General features: G+C 61.7%; 14 protein-coding genes. 4 read left to right on the top strand and 10 right to left on the bottom strand.

Annotation, left to right across the window (positions count from 1 at the left end):
• Nucleotides 1-24: 24 nt before the first annotated feature.
• Complete coding sequence (yddG, locus tag VM94_RS07725) at nucleotides 25-930, top strand: aromatic amino acid DMT transporter YddG (RefSeq protein WP_046682919.1); 906 nt, start codon at nucleotides 25-27, stop codon at nucleotides 928-930.
• A 17-nt stretch (nucleotides 931-947) separates the two neighbouring features.
• Here the strand turns inward: yddG and VM94_RS07720 are convergent, their stop codons facing one another.
• From VM94_RS07720 to VM94_RS07695, 6 genes are all read right to left on the bottom strand, one after another.
• Complete coding sequence (locus VM94_RS07720; protein WP_046682918.1) at nucleotides 948-2,111, bottom strand: MFS transporter; 1,164 nt, start codon at nucleotides 2,109-2,111, stop codon at nucleotides 948-950.
• Nucleotides 2,112-2,198: 87 nt separating this feature from the next.
• Nucleotides 2,199-2,780, bottom strand: a complete 582-nt coding sequence (gene vioE, locus VM94_RS07715; RefSeq protein ID WP_046682917.1) for a violacein biosynthesis enzyme VioE — start codon at nucleotides 2,778-2,780, stop codon at nucleotides 2,199-2,201.
• 9 nt (nucleotides 2,781-2,789) lie between these two features.
• On the bottom strand, nucleotides 2,790-3,908 hold the full coding sequence (locus tag VM94_RS07710; protein WP_046682916.1) for a hypothetical protein: 1,119 nt from the start codon (nucleotides 3,906-3,908) through the stop codon (nucleotides 2,790-2,792).
• Nucleotides 3,908-5,197 carry an FAD-dependent oxidoreductase gene (locus VM94_RS07705; protein WP_046682915.1) on the bottom strand — a complete coding sequence of 430 codons (1,290 nt, stop codon included), beginning with the start codon at nucleotides 5,195-5,197 and terminating at the stop codon, nucleotides 3,908-3,910. Before VM94_RS07705 ends, VM94_RS07710 begins: the two co-directional genes overlap by 1 nt.
• Before the next feature lies 1 nt (nucleotide 5,198).
• Complete coding sequence (gene vioB / locus VM94_RS07700) at nucleotides 5,199-8,216, bottom strand: iminophenyl-pyruvate dimer synthase VioB (RefSeq protein ID WP_046682914.1); 3,018 nt, start codon at nucleotides 8,214-8,216, stop codon at nucleotides 5,199-5,201.
• Complete coding sequence (locus tag VM94_RS07695) at nucleotides 8,213-9,520, bottom strand: FAD-dependent oxidoreductase (RefSeq protein WP_046682913.1); 1,308 nt, start codon at nucleotides 9,518-9,520, stop codon at nucleotides 8,213-8,215. Before VM94_RS07695 ends, vioB begins: the two co-directional genes overlap by 4 nt.
• Before the next feature lie 332 nt (nucleotides 9,521-9,852).
• On the opposite strand from VM94_RS07695, the gene VM94_RS07690 reads away from it, so the two are divergent.
• Together VM94_RS07690 and VM94_RS07685 are read left to right on the top strand one after the other, a co-directional pair.
• Nucleotides 9,853-10,083, top strand: coding sequence for a hypothetical protein (locus VM94_RS07690; protein ID WP_046682912.1), 231 nt, complete (start codon nucleotides 9,853-9,855; stop codon nucleotides 10,081-10,083).
• Nucleotides 10,084-10,397: 314 nt separating this feature from the next.
• Nucleotides 10,398-12,629 (top strand): NADP-dependent isocitrate dehydrogenase, encoded by a 2,232-nt coding sequence (locus tag VM94_RS07685; RefSeq protein ID WP_034756379.1) that lies wholly within the window; start codon nucleotides 10,398-10,400, stop codon nucleotides 12,627-12,629.
• A gap of 95 nt (nucleotides 12,630-12,724) precedes the next feature.
• Here VM94_RS07685 and VM94_RS07680 read toward each other — a convergent pair whose 3' ends face one another.
• The 4 genes from VM94_RS07680 to VM94_RS29310 form a co-directional block, all read right to left on the bottom strand.
• Nucleotides 12,725-13,168, bottom strand: coding sequence for a DUF411 domain-containing protein (locus VM94_RS07680; protein WP_046682911.1), 444 nt, complete (start codon nucleotides 13,166-13,168; stop codon nucleotides 12,725-12,727).
• A gap of 68 nt (nucleotides 13,169-13,236) precedes the next feature.
• A complete protein-coding gene (locus tag VM94_RS07675; protein WP_138829112.1) occupies nucleotides 13,237-13,581 on the bottom strand; it encodes a hypothetical protein in 345 nt (114 codons plus the stop codon).
• An 80-nt stretch (nucleotides 13,582-13,661) separates the two neighbouring features.
• Nucleotides 13,662-15,005, bottom strand: coding sequence for a sensor domain-containing protein (locus VM94_RS07670; RefSeq protein WP_046682910.1), 1,344 nt, complete (start codon nucleotides 15,003-15,005; stop codon nucleotides 13,662-13,664).
• A 246-nt stretch (nucleotides 15,006-15,251) separates the two neighbouring features.
• Nucleotides 15,252-15,377 (bottom strand): hypothetical protein, encoded by a 126-nt coding sequence (locus VM94_RS29310; RefSeq protein ID WP_260687175.1) that lies wholly within the window; start codon nucleotides 15,375-15,377, stop codon nucleotides 15,252-15,254.
• 22 nt (nucleotides 15,378-15,399) lie between these two features.
• Between VM94_RS29310 and VM94_RS07665 the strand changes: the two genes are divergently transcribed.
• Nucleotides 15,400-16,821, top strand: a 1,422-nt coding sequence (locus VM94_RS07665) for a hypothetical protein (RefSeq protein ID WP_160309283.1), incomplete at its 3' end; no start/stop codon positions are given.

The raw sequence follows: 16,821 nt of genomic DNA, 5'->3' as shown, positions 1-16,821 counted from the left end.
TTGCCTCACCTGAATGATATAAACATGAAAAACACCAACAAGGCCACCTTGACCGGGCTGGGCGCCATTCTGCTGTGGAGCGCCATTATCGGGCTCATCCGCAGTGTCAGCGACCTGCTGGGCCCCACGGGCGGGGCGGCGATGATGTACAGCGTAGCGTCGGTGTTCCTGCTGTTGTCCGTCGGCTATACGAGGCTGAGCGAGTTTCCGCGGCGCTACCTACTCTGGGGCAGCGTGCTGTTCGTCACCTATGAGCTGTGCCTGGCGCTGTCGATCGGCTATGCCAGCACGGCGCGCCAAGCCATCGAGGTGGGCATGGTCAATTACCTGTGGCCGACCTTCACCATTGTCGCGGCCATCCTGTTCAACGGGCAAAAGAGCAATTTATTGATCGTGCCGGGCTTCCTGCTGTCCGTCGCCGGCATCTGCTGGGTGCTGGGCGGCGAGCAGGGCGTTGACCTGGCCGGCACCGTGGCCAATGTGTGCGGCAATCCGCTCAGCTATGGCCTGGCCTTTGCGGGCGCGTTGATCTGGGCCGCGTATTGCACGGTGACGGCGCGCCTCGCGCAGGGCAAGAACGGCGTGACCCTGTTCTTCATCCTCGTTTCCCTCAGCTTGTGGATCAAATACTGGCTGCAAGGGGGCGGGCACATGGCGTTTACTGCCGAGGCCATCATCTACCTGGTCCTGGCCGCCGGCGCCATGGCCTTTGGCTATGCCGCGTGGAACGTGGGCATTTTGCACGGCAATGTCACGATTCTGGCTGGCGCCTCGTATTTCATCCCCGTGCTGTCTGCCGCGCTGTCGTCACTGCTGCTGCGCACGCCGCTGTCGCTGGCTTTCTGGCAAGGCGCGGCGATGGTGTGCGGCGGCGCCATCCTGTGCTGGCTGGCGACGTGCGCCAGACGCATCAAACCGGTCAGCAACTAAGAGCGCGCCGCCAGCCGCTAATGCGACAGTACCGAATCGCGCGGCCTGTGCCCGAGGTAAGGCAGCAAGCTGATGAGGCCAAGTATGGCCAGCGCGACACCGACCCACAGCGGCGAGCGCAAGCCGTAGCCGCCGGCGATGCCGAGGCCGCCGAGCCATGAGCCGGCGCCCAGGCCGATGTTGATGACAGAGGTATGGACGGTGTTGACCAGCGGCCCCGGATGGGCGGTCTTCATCACACGGGCGATGATGGCGGGATTCATCGACATGCCGACCAGGCCCGTGACGACCAGCAGGGCAACGCTGATGGTCTTGTCGTGCGCAAAGACGGCGAACAGCGCCAGGCTGATGCTCAGAATGACCATGCCCCAGGCCATGATGACGGTGGTGTAGCGGTCCGCATAACGGCCGACCACGCCATTGCCCACTACATTGGCGACGCCGTAGACGCCCAGCAGCCAGGGGATAGCGGACGTCGGAAAACCGGTAACTTCCGTCAGGATGGCCGCGAAGTAGCTGAATGCCGCGAAAATCGCTCCGATGATGAGGCCGCTGCTGGCGTACGCCGCCCACAGGTGGCGGTTGCGGAATTCCCTCAGCTCCTTGCCGAGGCTGACGACTTCGGATGGTTTTGAGGGCGGCACCAGTGCGCTGATGAGCGCCAGGCACATCAGCGCGAGCAGCACCACCAGCCAGAAGCTGGCGCGCCATCCCAGGTGCTGGTCGATGAGCGTGGCGACCGGCACGCCCACCACAGAAGCGAGCATGAGGCCGCCGATCACGACGGCGGCGGCGCGTCCGCGCGCGTTGGGGCTGACGATATCGGCGCAGATCGCCAGGGACAGGCCAAAGCAGGTGGCGGCGGCCACGCCCGTGACCACCCGCGCGGCGGCCAGGATGTCATAGCTGGTGGCGGAGGCGGCGACGGATTGGGCCAGGACATAAAAGCCCAGCAGCCACAGCAGCCCCTGCTTGTTCGGCACGCGCAGCTTGAGCAGGACGATGGTGCTCAGCGGCCCGCCGATGACCATGCCCATGGCGTAGAGGGAGATCAGATAGCCGATCCGTGTCACCGGTTCGTCCATGGCCAGGGCCAGTGACGGCATCATGCCCGCCACCATGAATTCGGAGGTGGTTAACGAAAAGATCGTCAACCCCAGAATGTAAACAACCAGCGGCATAGCAATATCCTTCGAGAGTAATAATAAAAACACTAGCTAGGCGTGGCGCGCTCCCGCCTCATGCGGCCGGAGCGCGCCACGTGCTGGTCAGGTGTTGCAAGACGTAAAGACGCTGTCCGGAATGTCGCTGACAGACAGGTTGGGAAAGTCGCGTACCGAACGGTGCTGCGGGTCATTGCCGGTGACCATGCGCAGCAGGCGGTTGCCATCGGCCTCCAGGTAAAACACCGATGGCGGCTTGCCCGCTGGCTCGACTACCCAGGCATCCGCCTCGCGGCCCAGCACGCTGTGGCGGCCGTCGTGACGGGCGCCGCCGTCCAGCAGCACCGCTTGCGGCAGGAACAGCGCCTGAAACGGCGTCACCTCGTCGGCCAGCGCCGTTCCCTGCAGCTGTTCGCCAGTTGCCTGCGCCTGCCGTGCATAAGCCACTTTTTGCTTGCGGCTTTGTTCACGCCTGGCGTCGCCGATTTCCGACATCCACAGCAGGTGTCCATGTTCCTTTTCCGGCCAGGGGTTGAACAGGCCATCAATGCGGCAGATGTTGCGTGCATAGTCGAACCAGCAATAGCCGGACGTGACCTGGTCGTCCTCCTGCATCGGCGTCCAGTAGGAAACATAGGCGCTGCTCCATTGCATCGGCAGCAGCGGCGGGGAGAGGTGTGTCGGCATGGTATCTCCCTAGCGGCCCAGCGCGTAGCCTAGGCTGGCCATCAGCGCTTCCTGCAGCGATGGCAAGTCCTTGCGGCGGGCGTCGAAGCTGTCGGTCAGCTCTGCATTGCTCAGGTCGATACGCTCGCCTACGGTTTCAAACCACAGGCGGCTGGCGTTGGCGTGGTCCTTGAACAATTGCATCAGAGGCACGGCGCGGGCATTGAAGCTGTCCAGGGCGGCGGCCGCGCCAGCTTCGGTATTGAGGATTTTGACCAGCAGCAGGGCCGCCACCACCGCCATGGTGGTGCCATGGCCGATGGAAAAATGCCCCGATTGCAGCGCATCGCCGAGCAGGACGAACTTGCCGTCGCAGGCCCGGTCGCGGCTGAGGGTCATGAAGTTGCGCCAGCCCTGGCCCGGTTGGCTCTGCAGCCCATGTTCGCCGAGCTCGGCTTTGAACGTCTTGGCGATATATGCGGCGGCGTCGCGCTCGGACAGCGCTTCCAGCCCGGCCCTGGCGTACGTTTCTTCGCTGCATTCGACGATAAAGGTGCTCATCGTGTCCGAGTATTTGTAGGCATGGCCGATGAAAATGCCTTGCTCATTGCTGCGGAACACCAGGTTCATCTGGTCGAACAGCTGGGTGGTGCCGTACCAGATGTATTTGTTGCGGCCGAAATCGATGTGCGGCACCAACGCTGGCGGCAACTCCAGCGATTTGTAATTGACGCCATTCGCTACCACCACCAGGTCGTACTCGGCTTCCAGCTGCGCCCGGGGCGCCGGCGGCGTTTCGTAACTGATCGCGATGCCGGCCGCCACGCACTTGGCGCGCAGTGCTTGCACCAGGGCCTGGCGTCCCACGCCGCACAGGGTCACGCCGGTGCTCATCAGGTTGGGCTGGTCGTGGTGCACGAGCTTGAATTCTTCCAGGAACTGCGGATTGAGCCGTTCCGGCTGCTCCAGGTAAGAGAGCGGATTGGCCGGATGGCGCGGCGGGCGTCCCGGCAGCACCACGCCCCAGCCCAGCACTTCTTCCGGGGTGTTTTTTTCCGTGATGCTGATATTCCAGCCGGGCTGGGCTTGTTTCATCTGACTGGCGAAGAGCAGTCCTGCGGGGCCTGCGCCGATAACGAGAATGTTCATTAATTTACCCTTCCAAGTTTGTACCAAACGTTTTGTTTCTTCTGGATTTGCTGCAATTCATCGTAAGGAACCGATGTGAAGTACAGTTTCTCCGCCATGTCTGGCGGATAAACACGGGGGAATTTCTTGTGCATGTAGCGCGTGTAGCGCGTCTGCAGGAAGAAAATCAGATTCGGATTGCTCAGCGCTTCATAGTTGGCGATCGCCATGTCCTGCATGGCGTCCGCCTGCACCTTGCGCTGTTGCGTGAACTCGGACAGGGCAGGGCCCAGGGCATTGCCATGCTTTTCCAGCAGGGAAACGAAGACATGGACGTCTTCCAGCGCCATGTTCATGCCTTGTCCGAGGAATGGGGCGGTGGCATGCGCCGCATCGCCGATCAGCAGGATATTGGCCTTGTAGTGGAAGGTGCTGGAACGGACATTGATGAGGTCGTTGCTAGGCAGCGCCATGAACTGGTCGAGCATTTCCTTGCGGCGGTCCGGCGGCAGGTTGCCGAAGTAGCGGCTGAAGAAGTCGGCCATGGCTTCGCGGTTGAGCGTGCCCAGGCTGGGCGTGCCCATGTAGGGCAGGCACAGGGCGAAGCTGATGCTGCCGTCCGGAATGGTGGCCGCGCGGCCGGCAAACAGGCCCTTGGAATCCATGCCGAAGAAGTACAGCAAATCCTTCCGGAAACCCAGATCCGCCGCGTTCGGCAAGACCAGCGTCTTGTAGCCGTGGCGGAAGTAACTTTGTTTGAACTCGAAACGGCGCACGCCGCTTTGCATGGCGCGCCGCACGGCCGAGTGGGCGCCGTCGGCGCCGATGACCAGGTCGCCATGCAGCTGCTGCAAGGCGCCGTCCGGGCCCTGGATCAGCACGATCTTTCTTTCCAGGTCGACATCCAGGCATTTATGCTCAAAGTAATACTTCACTTCGTGCAGGGCGGCATGCCGGTTCAGCAGGCGCTGGAAGGCGGTGCGGTCCAGCGACAGGGGAAACAGGCCTTCGAGCGGGGTCAGCTCGCGTATGCGGTGCCGGCCGCCCACGCAAAATGCCATGCCGACGATGGGTTCGCCGCACTGGTCGAGCTCCTGCTTGCCGATGCCCGCTGCCAGGACGGCCTTGATGCCGCGTACCGTTATGCTCACGCCGATGGCGCGCGAGTTGACCGGGTCGGCGTTTGCGGCATTCTCCAGCAGCGGATCGCCGCGTTTTTCGATAACGTGGACATCGTGTCCCCGTTGCGCCAGATAAATGGCGCTGAGGCTACCTGCCAGGCCTCCGCCGACGATAATGATTTTATGCATTTCAAGCCTCTCTTGACATCTTTCCCCGAGATAAATCGGTAAGTTGCTGATTAAAAAACTCCAACATCTCTATCGGCGCCATGCCGATGACATCGCTCTCAAGGCCGCGCGCGCATTGCGCCAGCGCCTGGCATTTCTGCGCCAGCATGTTGCAGCCAAGGCTGTAGTCGCTGCTGATCAGGCTGCTGACGGGCTCTGGCACGGGCGGTCCCGCATGGCGGCCGGGCACGCCGGACGGCATGTTCATCAGGGCGGCCGACAGGGGACGCAACAGACCGGTCATGATGTCGATCGAGGCATTCATCAGGCGCGAGCGGCGCAGGCTGCCTAGCGGCCGCTGCGCGAAATGGTGCGCCATCATCAAAAAGGTCAGTTCGTAGCAGCCTTGATACAGCTGCATCAGCGCGCGCGCCTTCCGGTCGGTCACCACGGTGCAGTCCGCACGCGCTTCCAGCACGGGATTCTTCAGCGCCGGCAGCGCCGGCTCAAACGGTTTGCCGCAGGCTGAAAACTTGCCGGCCACGGCGCGCAGGCGCTGGAAGTGCGACGAGGCGAAATGCGGCGAATCGACGGCCACGCCTTCCCCCTGTTCGGTGACGAAGTCGATGGCAAACAGCGCGCTGTCGCGGTCCGACACTTCCAGCTGGTAGCCGGGATAGGCGCGGTTGGTCAGTTCTTTCAGGAACAAATGATGTTCGCCGCCGCGCTTGCCGCCGCCGCTCTCGAACAGGCCGGGCAAGTCGGCAACGGCCTGGCGGATCGCGATATAGAAGGTGGCGATGGATTTGCCCGGCGTGGGAATGTAGTCGGGCCATTCGAAACGCACGAAACGGGCCAGCACGTGTTCGGAAAATGGCTCGAACGCAAATTCCGTGTCCAGGCCGAAACGCTTGCGCGCCAACTGGCCCAGCACCGGGGTGCCGCTATAGAACGGTTCGCCAAGCGCCATCAGCACATTGTTGACCAATAAATAGTGAATCATTTCTTCATGGGCGATCTCCAGCAGCGCGCCGCGCGTGCCGCTGTTGCGGCGCCGGTCTTCGGCGCCGCACGCCAACTCCAGCTCAGCCGGCAGCCAGCGGCCAGCCTGCACCAGCGCCGCCCCCTGCGCATAATTGGGAATCGAATACGCGGCATACAGGTACTGCAGCATCAGCGACAGTTCCAGGTCGATGGCCTTTTTCAGTTCCTCGATCAGCTCGGCCTTGCTGCCGATGACAGGCGGTACCCCCGTTTCCGGCACCGCCGCCTTGGCCTTTGCCTCGACCTGCGTCAGGTATTTCAGGAACAGGCGCGACTTTGGCAGCGACAGTTCGCGGGTGCTGGGCATGTAGTAGCTCTTGTCGCGGTTCTGCGGATCGCACATCTGCCACATCAGGCGAGAATAGGTTTCGCACTTGCACTGGTCCGCCAGGCTGAAGACCTTGTCCGACATGAATGGATACACGAGCTCGTAGTAGCTCATCACATGCCGGTAGAGGAAGGCGTAGTCGACCTGTTCGGCCGGTACGTCGTCGAGGTCCCAGTCGTCGGGCAGCACGCGCACGCCGAGGTATTGCTTATCCTTGCCTGCCCCCAGCACGATCCTGGTCGCGCCCGGCTGGCGCCCCGTCAGGGTCAGCGCCGTGTAGCCATGTCCGAGCGGCGATGGCTGCTGCTCCACGGCCAGCAGCGCGCCGTCCTCGGCCTGCGCCGGCAGGGACACAGGCGCCGCCAGCTCGCCGCGGAAGCGGCTTTGCACGGTGATCGTCTGCGGAAATTGCTCATGCTTGTTGCGGTTCGGCGCTTCCAGGTACAACTGGTTGCTGTCCGATTGCAGTACCCAGTCGGCTTCGTCCCACTGCGCCTGCGCGCTGCCCAGGCTGAGCGAACCCGTGGCCGCGCCAGCGTGCTGCAGCGGCACGTCGAAGACGCCGTGATGGCGCCAGTAGTCGCGGTACAACTGCTCGGGTATCCGCGCCAGCAAGGTGCCGGCGCCGTCCTGCAGCAGCAGGTCGCCGAGCGCCTGCTTGTCGCCCAAGGCATGCGTGGGATGCTGTTCCGAGACGGCGCGCGGGTCGCGCGTGGTGAAGGGAATGGCCGTCGGCATGTTGAAAGTGACGCGGTCCGCATGCATTTTCACCAGCACCGGCCCCAGGCTGCCCTGGCGCGGCTGCAGCAGGCGGCCGGCCGGATAGCTTGCCAGCTCGTCGCGCCGCCACAGGCCGATGCTGCCGGCCAAGTCGTAGAACACGGGTGAATCGGGTTTTAGCGGCGTCGACATATTGAACAGCGCATATTGCACCGTCAGGCCCAGCACCGCGTCGTCGTCCAGGGCTTGCCGCAAGGCCTGCATGCTGGCCGGCAGCGGCAGATCCCCATTGAACAGGAAATGCGGATCTTGCTTGGCCACCGAAAACTGGAACAGCCTGGAGCGGGCGAATTCCTCGTCCAGGAAATGCCCGCTGCGTTCCGTGACATGGCCGCTGCCGAGCCAGCGTACCGAGTGCGCCTGCGCGATATCGGCTGTGAACAAGGTGGGCGTGTTGGGCGTGGCCAGCTTGTCGCTCAAGGTGAACTGACCGGCGTAGATCAGCGTGGTGTCCGGCTGCGATGGATTGTTGTCGATCCACCTGGCGCGGTTGAACGTCGTGCGCAGATACTCGTTGTAGTGCCCCCACAGGGCCAGCTTGGCGCCCACGAGCGCGTCCTGCGTATCGACCTCGCCAGTGCCAAGTTGGACGCCCGTGATCCGCGCGTTTTCCCACGAGAAATGGTTGTTGCCGCAAAAATTGTAGCCTGCCGCCTGGCTGAAGATGCCGTCCGGATCGGGCTTGCCCTCTGCATTGAAGCGGGGGGCAAGCTGTTTCAGGTGCGCATGGAATTCGGACGGTGGCCGGCTCAGGTCGACGGCCTCGCCCGCCATCGATACCGCATTCGTGGCGATATCGATGTTGCCGTGCGTATTGCGATTCCCCGTCGGCACATTGGCGCGGGCAAATCCCCGAAAATGCAGGCGGGGGAAGTCAAGTAGGCTCATGCGCGCTCGGTCGAGGAAGTGATGAAGGTATCATTGGCGGCCGCGACCTCGTCCAGTTGATCTAGCCGTTGCAGCAACAGGCCGCTGGCGTGCTGGGCGCTGATCAGGCTGCCTTCCATCCAGCCGCAATGCGCGGTATAGGCATCCGAGCAGGAAATGATGCCATCCCGGTGCAGCAGGACGGCCGGGTGTTCGGCTTCCGGTTCCACGCAAAACTCGACGCCATGCGGCCAGAACTTGTGGAAGTGCGCCTTGATCCGCGGCAGCGGCTGGCCATCGAGCGGCAGGACTTCTTCCAGGTGGCTGCGGACACGCTCCAGGTACACGTCTTCACCGAGTTCCAGGCTGTCGCGCCAGTAGCTGGCGCTTTTGCTGTCGGTGTAGAACAGCACATATTTGTCGCTCTTGAAGTAGATCTTGCGCAGGGGATTTGCCGCCATCAGCACCTTGTCGGTCAGCCCAAGCGCATCCCACCAGGCCGTGTCGAAAGTGAAGAAACCCTTGAACAGAGGCAACGAGTCGTACTGGAACGGGCTCCATGCGGCCGGGAAATCCAGGTTCAGGCGCGGCATGGCGGACGGCGGGATGGCCATCACCAGATGACGTGTGCGGTGCATCTGCGTGTCGCCATGGTGGCTGAAGGCGAGCACATGGTCGGTGCCCGATTTTTCAACAGACAGCAAGCGATGTTCGAGCTGGAATTCCACGCCGGCGACCTGGGCCTGGTGCTGCAACTGGCACAGCAGCGCGTGGTAGCCATCGGTGGCATAGTGCCACTGGTTGGTGGCGTTTTCCGTGAAGTGCTGCGTTTCCGGGTGTTTCTTGATGATGTCGTAGGCCATGGCCGCCGACACCATCGGCAGCAGCAAGGCGTCATAGCCGGTCGCCTTGATGATGTTGCTGGCCTTGGCGGCGCCCAGGTAATGGCTGACGAAATCGAGGAAGGAGAGGTTAGGATGCTCTGTCAGCCTCGGGCTCAGCTCATCCAGCGTCGCCTTCAGCTCGTCCAGCACGCTATCGTGGGAGATGACCTCGGTGAACGGGTAGACCGCATGCGGCAGACCGCTGCCCTGCATCAGTTGCTGGAAATGCGGATGCAGCTGCGGCGAATAGCGGGCGGCGCCCAGTTCGGCGATTTCCTCATCGTCTATCTTCCGCGACTGGATGCGGCCGCCCACAGTGGCATTCAGGTCGAATACCCGGATGCGCAGTTTCCTGCCGGCGGCGGCGCCGATCAGGCGGTTGGCGCAAGTCAAGCCGCCTATGCCGGCGCCAACGATGCAAATGTCAGAATACGTGCTCATACGAAATTCCTTTTTAACGTTCATTAATCAAAAGGCTGCAAAATCGCCAGCAAAAGTTGCCCCTGCACGTGTACGCAAGGGACAGGGACGCTGCGTGTTACGGCACTTGGCGAGCGTTATCAGCTGGGGAATGAAGAGCCTGGCGAAAACTGGCGTTGTGTCTGGAATGGTTGAGTCTTGGCAGCAGAGTTTCTGTTTCAAATCAAAGATGGCACCGACATTAGCCCAGGCATCGGGATGTCAATTTGATAAATATCAATGTAGTTGCCGTCTGCCAAGCGTGCGCTGATATCGCGGAAATGTTGCTACGCTCCTCGCAAACGGGAGGCGCCATGTCCGACTTCATCGAACTGTTGCAATGGCCCGCCATGGCCGCTTCGCTGCTGGCAGCCTGGCTGGTGGGGTCGCGCGCGGCCGCGCGGCGCTTTGCCGGCTTCTGGGTTTTCCTGTTCAGCAATGTGCTGTGGGTCTGCTGGGGCTGGCATGACGGGGCCTGGGCCCTGATCGTCCTGAATGTCTGCCTGGCGTTGACGAACGTGCGAGGGATCGTCAAAAACGAGTGAGCGGGACAGGATTTGCTCAAATATATTTCTATTTACATATTTGTTTCCATTGGTGCATACATGGCTTGCCGGCCCGCTTGCACCGATTTCCCGTCTGAAACCGTCATATTTCCCCGTCTGCCTCAGATATTTGCTGTCTTATATAAGATTCGACGCCATCGGATACACAAACAGCGGCAGGACAGTCTAAAATACGTGGTGGGCAAGCACGGCGTCACCGCCGGCACACTAGCCGTCCAAAGCAAGGCTAACCGTCCTGTGTTTGGAATGAAGAAAGTTAACCACCAGGCATCACCGCATACAAGGGAATGAACATGGCAACACAAAAATCCAAAATCATCTACACGCTGACTGACGAGGCGCCGCTGCTCGCGACGTATTCCCTGCTGCCAATCATCAAAAAATTCACCGCGCCGGCCGGCGTGGACGTGGTGTCCAGCGATATTTCGGTGGCGGCACGTGTACTGGCTGAATTCCCCGAATTCCTGACGGACGCGCAAAAAGTCCCGAACACCCTGGCTGAACTGGGCAAATTGACCCAGAATCCGGACACCAACATCATCAAACTGCCGAACATCAGCGCTTCCCAAGGTCAGCTGATCGCTTGCGTACGCGAATTGCAAGGCCGTGGCTACAAGCTGCCGGACTATCCGGAAGACGCGAAGACGGAAGAAGAAAAAGCCTTGAAGGCCCGCTACGGCAAGTGCATCGGCAGCTCGGTCAACCCGGTCCTGCGTGAAGGCAATTCCGACCGCCGCGCACCGAAGGCCGTCAAAGAGTATGCGCGCAAGCACCCGCACTCGATGGGCGAGTGGAGCCAATCGTCGCAAACCCACGTGTCGCACATGCACCATGGCGACTTCTACCATGGCGAAAAATCGCTGACCCTGGAAAAGGCGCGCGACGTCAAGATGGAACTGGTCACGGCCTCGGGCAAGACCATCGTGCTGAAACCGAAGGTTTCCCTGCAAGCGGGCGAAATCATCGACAGCATGTTCATGAGCAAGAAAGCGCTGCTGGAGTTCTACGAGAAGGAAATCGACGACGCGTTCAAGACGGGCGTGATGTTCTCGCTGCACGTCAAGGCCACCATGATGAAGGTGTCGCACCCGATCGTCTTCGGCCACTGCGTGCGCATCTTCTACAAGGACGCGTTCGCCAAGCACGCCGAGCTGTTCGACAAACTGGGCGTGAATGTCAACAATGGCATGAGCAACCTGTACGACAAGATCGACACGCTGCCAGCGTCGCAAAAGGATGAAATCCTCAAGGACCTGCACGCCTGCCACGCGCACCGTCCGGAACTGGCCATGGTCGATTCGGCCAAGGGCATCACCAACTTCCATTCGCCGAACGACATCATCGTCGACGCGTCGATGCCAGCCATGATCCGTATCGGCGGCAAGATGTGGGGCGCCGATGGCCGTCCGAAAGACGTCAAGGCAGTCATGCCGGAATCGACTTTCGCGCGCATCTACCAGGAAATGATCGGCTTCTGCAAATGGCATGGCAACTTCGATCCGAAGACCATGGGCACCGTGCCGAACGTGGGCCTGATGGCGCAGCAAGCGGAAGAATACGGTTCGCACGACAAGACGTTTGAAGTGCCCGAAGGCGGCATCGCCAACATCACCGACCTGGAAACTGGCGAAGTGCTGCTGACGCAAACGGTGGAGGAGGGCGATATCTGGCGCATGTGCCAGGTCAAGGACGCGCCGATCCGCGACTGGGTCAAGCTGGCCGTCACGCGCGCGCGCAACTCGGGCATGCCTGCCGTGTTCTGGCTCGATTCCTACCGTCCGCACGAGAACGAAGTCATCAAGAAGGTACAGGTTTACCTGAAGGATCACGACACCAAGGGCCTGGACATCCAGATCATGTCGCAGACGCGCGCCATGCGCTACACCCTGGAACGCGCCTTCCGCGGCCTGGACACCATCTCGGTGACCGGCAACATCCTGCGCGATTACCTGACCGATTTGTTCCCGATCCTGGAACTGGGCACGTCCGCCAAGATGCTGTCGATCGTGCCTTTGATGGCCGGTGGCGGCATGTACGAAACGGGCGCCGGCGGTTCGGCTCCTAAGCACGTCAAGCAGCTGGTGGAAGAAAACCATCTGCGCTGGGATTCGCTGGGCGAGTTCCTGGCCCTGGCCGTGTCGCTGGAAGACATGGGCATCAAGACGGGCAATGCGAAGGCCAAAATCCTCGCGAAAACCCTCGATGAAGCCACCGGCAAGCTGCTGGACAACAACAAATCGCCATCGCCACGCACCGGCGAACTGGACAACCGCGGCAGCCACTTCTACCTGGCCATGTACTGGGCGCAAGCTCTGGCAGCGCAGAAGGACGACGCGGAACTGGCAGCGCATTTTGCGCCAGTGGCCAAAGCCCTGGCCGACAACGAAGAAAAGATCGTTGCCGAGCTGAAAGCAGTACAAGGCAAGGAAACGGATATCGGCGGCTACTACCTGCCAGATCCGGCGAAGACGGAAGCGGTCATGCGTCCTAGCGCCAGCCTGAATGCCGTGCTGGACAGCATCTGATGCAGTACTGACAGGCGGTAGGTTCTTTACTGCTGCCTGATAAAAAAACGCCGCCGGAAGCGATTCCGGCGGCGTTTTTCATTTCTCCTCAGTGCCTATTTGTAGTGCTTGTAGACCTCGGTGCTGCCATTGCTTTTGACCAGCAAGACGTCATACGCATCCTTGCGCGGTCCTTCCATGCCTGGCGAGCCCATCGGCATTGCCGGCACGGCCAGGCCTTTGGCCCTGGGTTTTTCGCGCAGCAATTGCTTGATCTCGCTGGCCGGTACATGGCCTTCGATGGCGTAGCCGTTGACGAGGCCCGTGTGGCACGAACCGAGCGCGTCAGGAATGCCGGCCAGCTTGCGGTATTGCGCCGGCATCTCGACATTTTTCGCGCGCACCGTAAAACCGTTCGTTTCCAGGTGCTTGATCCATGCGGAACAGCAGCCGCACGAGGCGCTCTTGTAGACTTCAATGACGGGCAGGGCCGCCATGGCGAACGTGGGCAGGCCCAGCATGGCGGCGAAGGCGCCGCGCACTAATAAATGGTTGATCATGTGTTGCTTTCAGACGAAGTAGGTCTATCGTGGCCACCTGGGTGGCTTGCTTGGAACGTGCTTGAAATTTATGCGGAAAGCGGCCGCGGCGGCCGGCGCGGGCCGTCAGGGATGAATCCCGTCAGCAAGGTGGCCGTTGCGGTGGTGACTTGTTGCGCGCCGTTGACGACGACGGCGGGAAGGGCGAGGCCGGGCGGCATCAGCGCGCCGAGGCAAAAGCTGGAGCAGGCGCCGCACGCGGGGTGCTTGGCAGGGGACTTGCTGTTTTCCGGCGAACTGGCGCTGTGCGGGACGGTGGATGACTGCGCATCGTGATGCTGGCAGGCCGCCATCATTTCGGCTGCAGCTGGTGCTGCGCACGTCCGCATGGCGCCCGCAGCGGCCGCTTGCAGCGGCACCGCCGTGATCAACATCAGGATCAGCCATGTTTTGAAGAGTCTCAGCATCGCGGGAAAGTATAGCATGGGGCACTGCCGTCAGGAGCAGGCGCCCCCTAGCGCGAGGCGGCGGCCAGCAGCTTCGATGCGTACATGGCCCGGTCGGCATGGCGCAGCAGCAGTTGCATGGTATCGCCGTCTTCCGGATAGTGGGCCACGCCGATGCTGACGGCGATCTGCAATTGCTGTCCGTTGCCCAGGTGCAGCGGCGCGGCCAGGGCCGCGTGGATCTTTTGCTCGATCAGGCTGACATCGGCCGGCGTGACATTGCTTTCCAGAAGCACGACGAATTCATCGCCGCCCATCCTGGCCAGGGTATCGGTTTCGCGCATGCAATCGCGCAGCCGGTTCGCCACCGTTTGCAGCAGCAGGTCGCCACAGGCATGGCCGTGCTCGTCGTTGACGCGCTTGAAGTTGTTCAAGTCCAGGAACAGCAGCGACAGCCGGCCTTCCTGGCGGTGCGCGCGCGCGAATGCCGTGTGCAGGCGGTCGTGGAACAGGCGGCGGTTCGGCAGGCGGGTCAACTCGTCGTGCATGGCCATGAACTGCATTTGCGTCTGCAACTGCCGGCGCTCGATGGCGGTGGCAAGTTGCTTGGCGACAAATTGCAGCAAATCCTGGTCTTGCTCCGTGCCGATGACGGCGTCCTGGCCGCCTTGCAAGGCCAGCACGCCGATGCTGCCCAGAGAGGAATACAGCGGCACGGCAAGCCAGCACGAGGACAGGGCATCGGCCGCCATTTGCAGCGCAGGCGGCAGGCCGGCCAGTTGTCCCGCCTGCAGCAGCAGGGGACGGCCACTGCGCAGCACTTCATTGCACAGCAGGCTGGCCAGCGATGACGTCGGCTGCGGTGCGCTGTCGTCGGCATGGCAGGTCATCGGAGGCTGGGCGCCGTGTTCGTCATGCAGCAGCAAGGTCAGACTGCGTGCGGGCAAGTGTTCGCCGACGATGTGCTGGATGCGGTGCAGCAGGGCGGGCAAGTCCTGTGTCGCCTGCATGGCTTCGGAAATGGCGTACAGCGCGGCTTGCTTTGCCTGCGCCTGTTTCAGCAGGGTAATGTCGCGCGCCACCGCCACGCGCAGTTGGTCGGCGGCCGACCAGCGGGCTGTCCACATGATGTGCGCCAGGCTGCCATCCTTGCGCAGGTAGCGGTTTTCAAAATGCGTCTGCGCATGACCATCCATGATGGCGCGCGCGGCGGCCAGGGTGCGGGCGCGGTCGGCGGGAGCGACGAGATCGATCATGAGCTTGCCGATCATTTCCTGCTGCGTGTAACCGAAGATGCGTTCGCACGCGGCGCTGACGAACACGAAGCGCCCGTCCACGTCGACCATGCACACGGCGTCGAGCAACAAGTCGGTAAAGCTGGCCAGCGGCGCGCGCAGAATCTTGTGTTCCATACGGTACATTTTGAGACATTCCCGGCAGTGAATCAACTTGTTGCGGGGAGGCTGGGCCATCTGTATGAAAATGTTTCATTTCCCCGACACTCATGCTTTGCTGTTTCTTGCCGTTAATGCAGTATTGCCATGCAGTACTTGCCACCACGCCAGATAACGTGACGCAAGGCTTGCCTGGCGCCAGGTAATTGCAAAAAAACTAACCATATCGAACTTTTATGATGCATCTTCTCGCCACTTGCAAGGTTACAGCGCCATGACCTCCATTTCTCCACTTTCAAGCTGGAATAGCGCCCCGTCGCGGGCCTCGGCCACTCCGCCTAACCGAGCGGAGTCGGCGTCATCATCGCCCGCATCCACGTCGTCTTCCATCGTTGCTCTCAGCCCGGAGAGCGTGAACGGAAGTATCCCGGCAGCGTTAGTGAAACCGCCGATGGTGTGGGAAAGCGCGACGCGCGACAAGGTCAGCGAAGCGATGACGAAGAGTTTTTCTGCGTATGCGTTTGGCGGCCGCTTCAGCGGTCTGGGCGCGGCCATGCTGGGACAGGCCAAGCTCGGTAACTACAATTTCTCGCAGGCGATGCGGCAGCCGCCACCCAGCACCACGCCGAATATCTATGGCGCATCCGGCATCGCGCCCGGCAGCCTGCATGGCAATGGCGAAGACAGGGTGTCCCTGAGCATCACGACCAAGAGCGGCGTGGAAGTCAAGCTGTCACTCGACAGTCAGGGCGACGGCCTGGCCGTGAACATGACGACCAGCGGCGACCTCAGCGACGCAGAGGCCAGCGCGCTGGGCGATCTGGCGAAGGGTTTCCAGGAAGCCATTGACGGCATGGGACAAAGTACGCCGAAAATCAAGCTGGAAGGCTTGATGCAGTTCGACCAGCAAGTGCTCGAGTCGGTGAAGCTGCATGCGGAAGTCAAGGTACGCGGCGAGCCGGAAAGTATTCAAACCCTGGATTTCCAGGCCGATGGCGCGCAGCGCAAGGTCAGCTTCAGCGGCGAGGCCGGCAGCCTGGACCTGAAGGTCGATGCCAGTCAGCTCAACACCCTGGGCAGCAAGGAGCGGCAAGCCAAGGCGCTGGGCAGCTATATGCAGCAGTTCGACCAGGCGGCGTCGCGCGGCCATGGCGACGCGGGCCTGGTGGCCATGCTCAAGGATAGCTTCACGGCCTTGCACAGCAATACCGCCGCGCCGCAGGTGGTCGCAGAGAGTCCCGAGACGGGCAAGTGGCGCCTGGCGGCCGAGGACAAGTCCATCCTGACGGGGCTGGCCGATTTCAGCGCCTCCGTGTCTCAAGCCGTGAAATTCAGCAATCCCATGCGCAGTGCGGAAAAGGATGGCTTCAATTATGACGTGTCGCAAAAGACGCTGCAGGCCGGCGCCAGCCAGGATGAGCGTTCGGTCAGGCAGCAGCAGCAATCGAAGCTGAGCGCCAGTTTCCATGAGACGCTCGTCCCCGGCGTGCCGCTGCGCTTGCTGGACAATACGGAATCGCAGAACTATACCTACCACCAGATCGAAGATACGGCCAGCAGCGACGCGCAGGTGGCCTACAAGGATGGCAAGATGGTCAAGGCGAGCTTGCGGCAGGAGGGCAACCAGTCCGAGCATGTCATGAAGTATTTCCTGGGCAAGCTGGAATCGGACAAGACCACGCCAGGTAACTATTCCGTGCTGCGTGACCTGCTGCCTGTGCTGGGTCCGTACAAGACGGGCGAACTGGGCATGACTCCCGAGAAAAAGGCGGAGCAGCGCCAGCAGGCGATGCTGACTTTGAGCGACGAGGTACTGCTGCAATCGTATGCGGGC

It is taken from the genome of Janthinobacterium sp. KBS0711, from assembly GCF_000988085.1.
Lineage (GTDB): Bacteria > Pseudomonadota > Gammaproteobacteria > Burkholderiales > Burkholderiaceae_D > Janthinobacterium > Janthinobacterium lividum_E.
Note: the sequence above shows the minus strand (reverse complement) of the source record. Positions and strands in the feature narration are given on the sequence as shown.

What these genes read in the sequence shown, in the direction of transcription:
- yddG (WP_046682919.1), top strand. Translation starts at nt 25, where the DNA reads ATGAAAAACACCAACAAGGCCACCTTGACCGGGCTGGGCGCCATTCTG.
- VM94_RS07720 (WP_046682918.1), bottom strand. Translation starts at nt 2,111, where the DNA reads ATGCCGCTGGTTGTTTACATTCTGGGGTTGACGATCTTTTCGTTAACC.
- vioE (WP_046682917.1), bottom strand. Translation starts at nt 2,780, where the DNA reads ATGCCGACACACCTCTCCCCGCCGCTGCTGCCGATGCAATGGAGCAGC.
- VM94_RS07710 (WP_046682916.1), bottom strand. Translation starts at nt 3,908, where the DNA reads ATGAACATTCTCGTTATCGGCGCAGGCCCCGCAGGACTGCTCTTCGCC.
- VM94_RS07705 (WP_046682915.1), bottom strand. Translation starts at nt 5,197, where the DNA reads ATGCATAAAATCATTATCGTCGGCGGAGGCCTGGCAGGTAGCCTCAGC.
- vioB (WP_046682914.1), bottom strand. Translation starts at nt 8,216, where the DNA reads ATGAGCCTACTTGACTTCCCCCGCCTGCATTTTCGGGGATTTGCCCGC.
- VM94_RS07695 (WP_046682913.1), bottom strand. Translation starts at nt 9,520, where the DNA reads ATGAGCACGTATTCTGACATTTGCATCGTTGGCGCCGGCATAGGCGGC.
- VM94_RS07690 (WP_046682912.1), top strand. Translation starts at nt 9,853, where the DNA reads ATGTCCGACTTCATCGAACTGTTGCAATGGCCCGCCATGGCCGCTTCG.
- VM94_RS07685 (WP_034756379.1), top strand. Translation starts at nt 10,398, where the DNA reads ATGGCAACACAAAAATCCAAAATCATCTACACGCTGACTGACGAGGCG.
- VM94_RS07680 (WP_046682911.1), bottom strand. Translation starts at nt 13,168, where the DNA reads ATGATCAACCATTTATTAGTGCGCGGCGCCTTCGCCGCCATGCTGGGC.
- VM94_RS07675 (WP_138829112.1), bottom strand. Translation starts at nt 13,581, where the DNA reads ATGTTGATCACGGCGGTGCCGCTGCAAGCGGCCGCTGCGGGCGCCATG.
- VM94_RS07670 (WP_046682910.1), bottom strand. Translation starts at nt 15,005, where the DNA reads ATGGAACACAAGATTCTGCGCGCGCCGCTGGCCAGCTTTACCGACTTG.
- VM94_RS29310 (WP_260687175.1), bottom strand. Translation starts at nt 15,377, where the DNA reads ATGGAAGACGACGTGGATGCGGGCGATGATGACGCCGACTCCGCTCGG.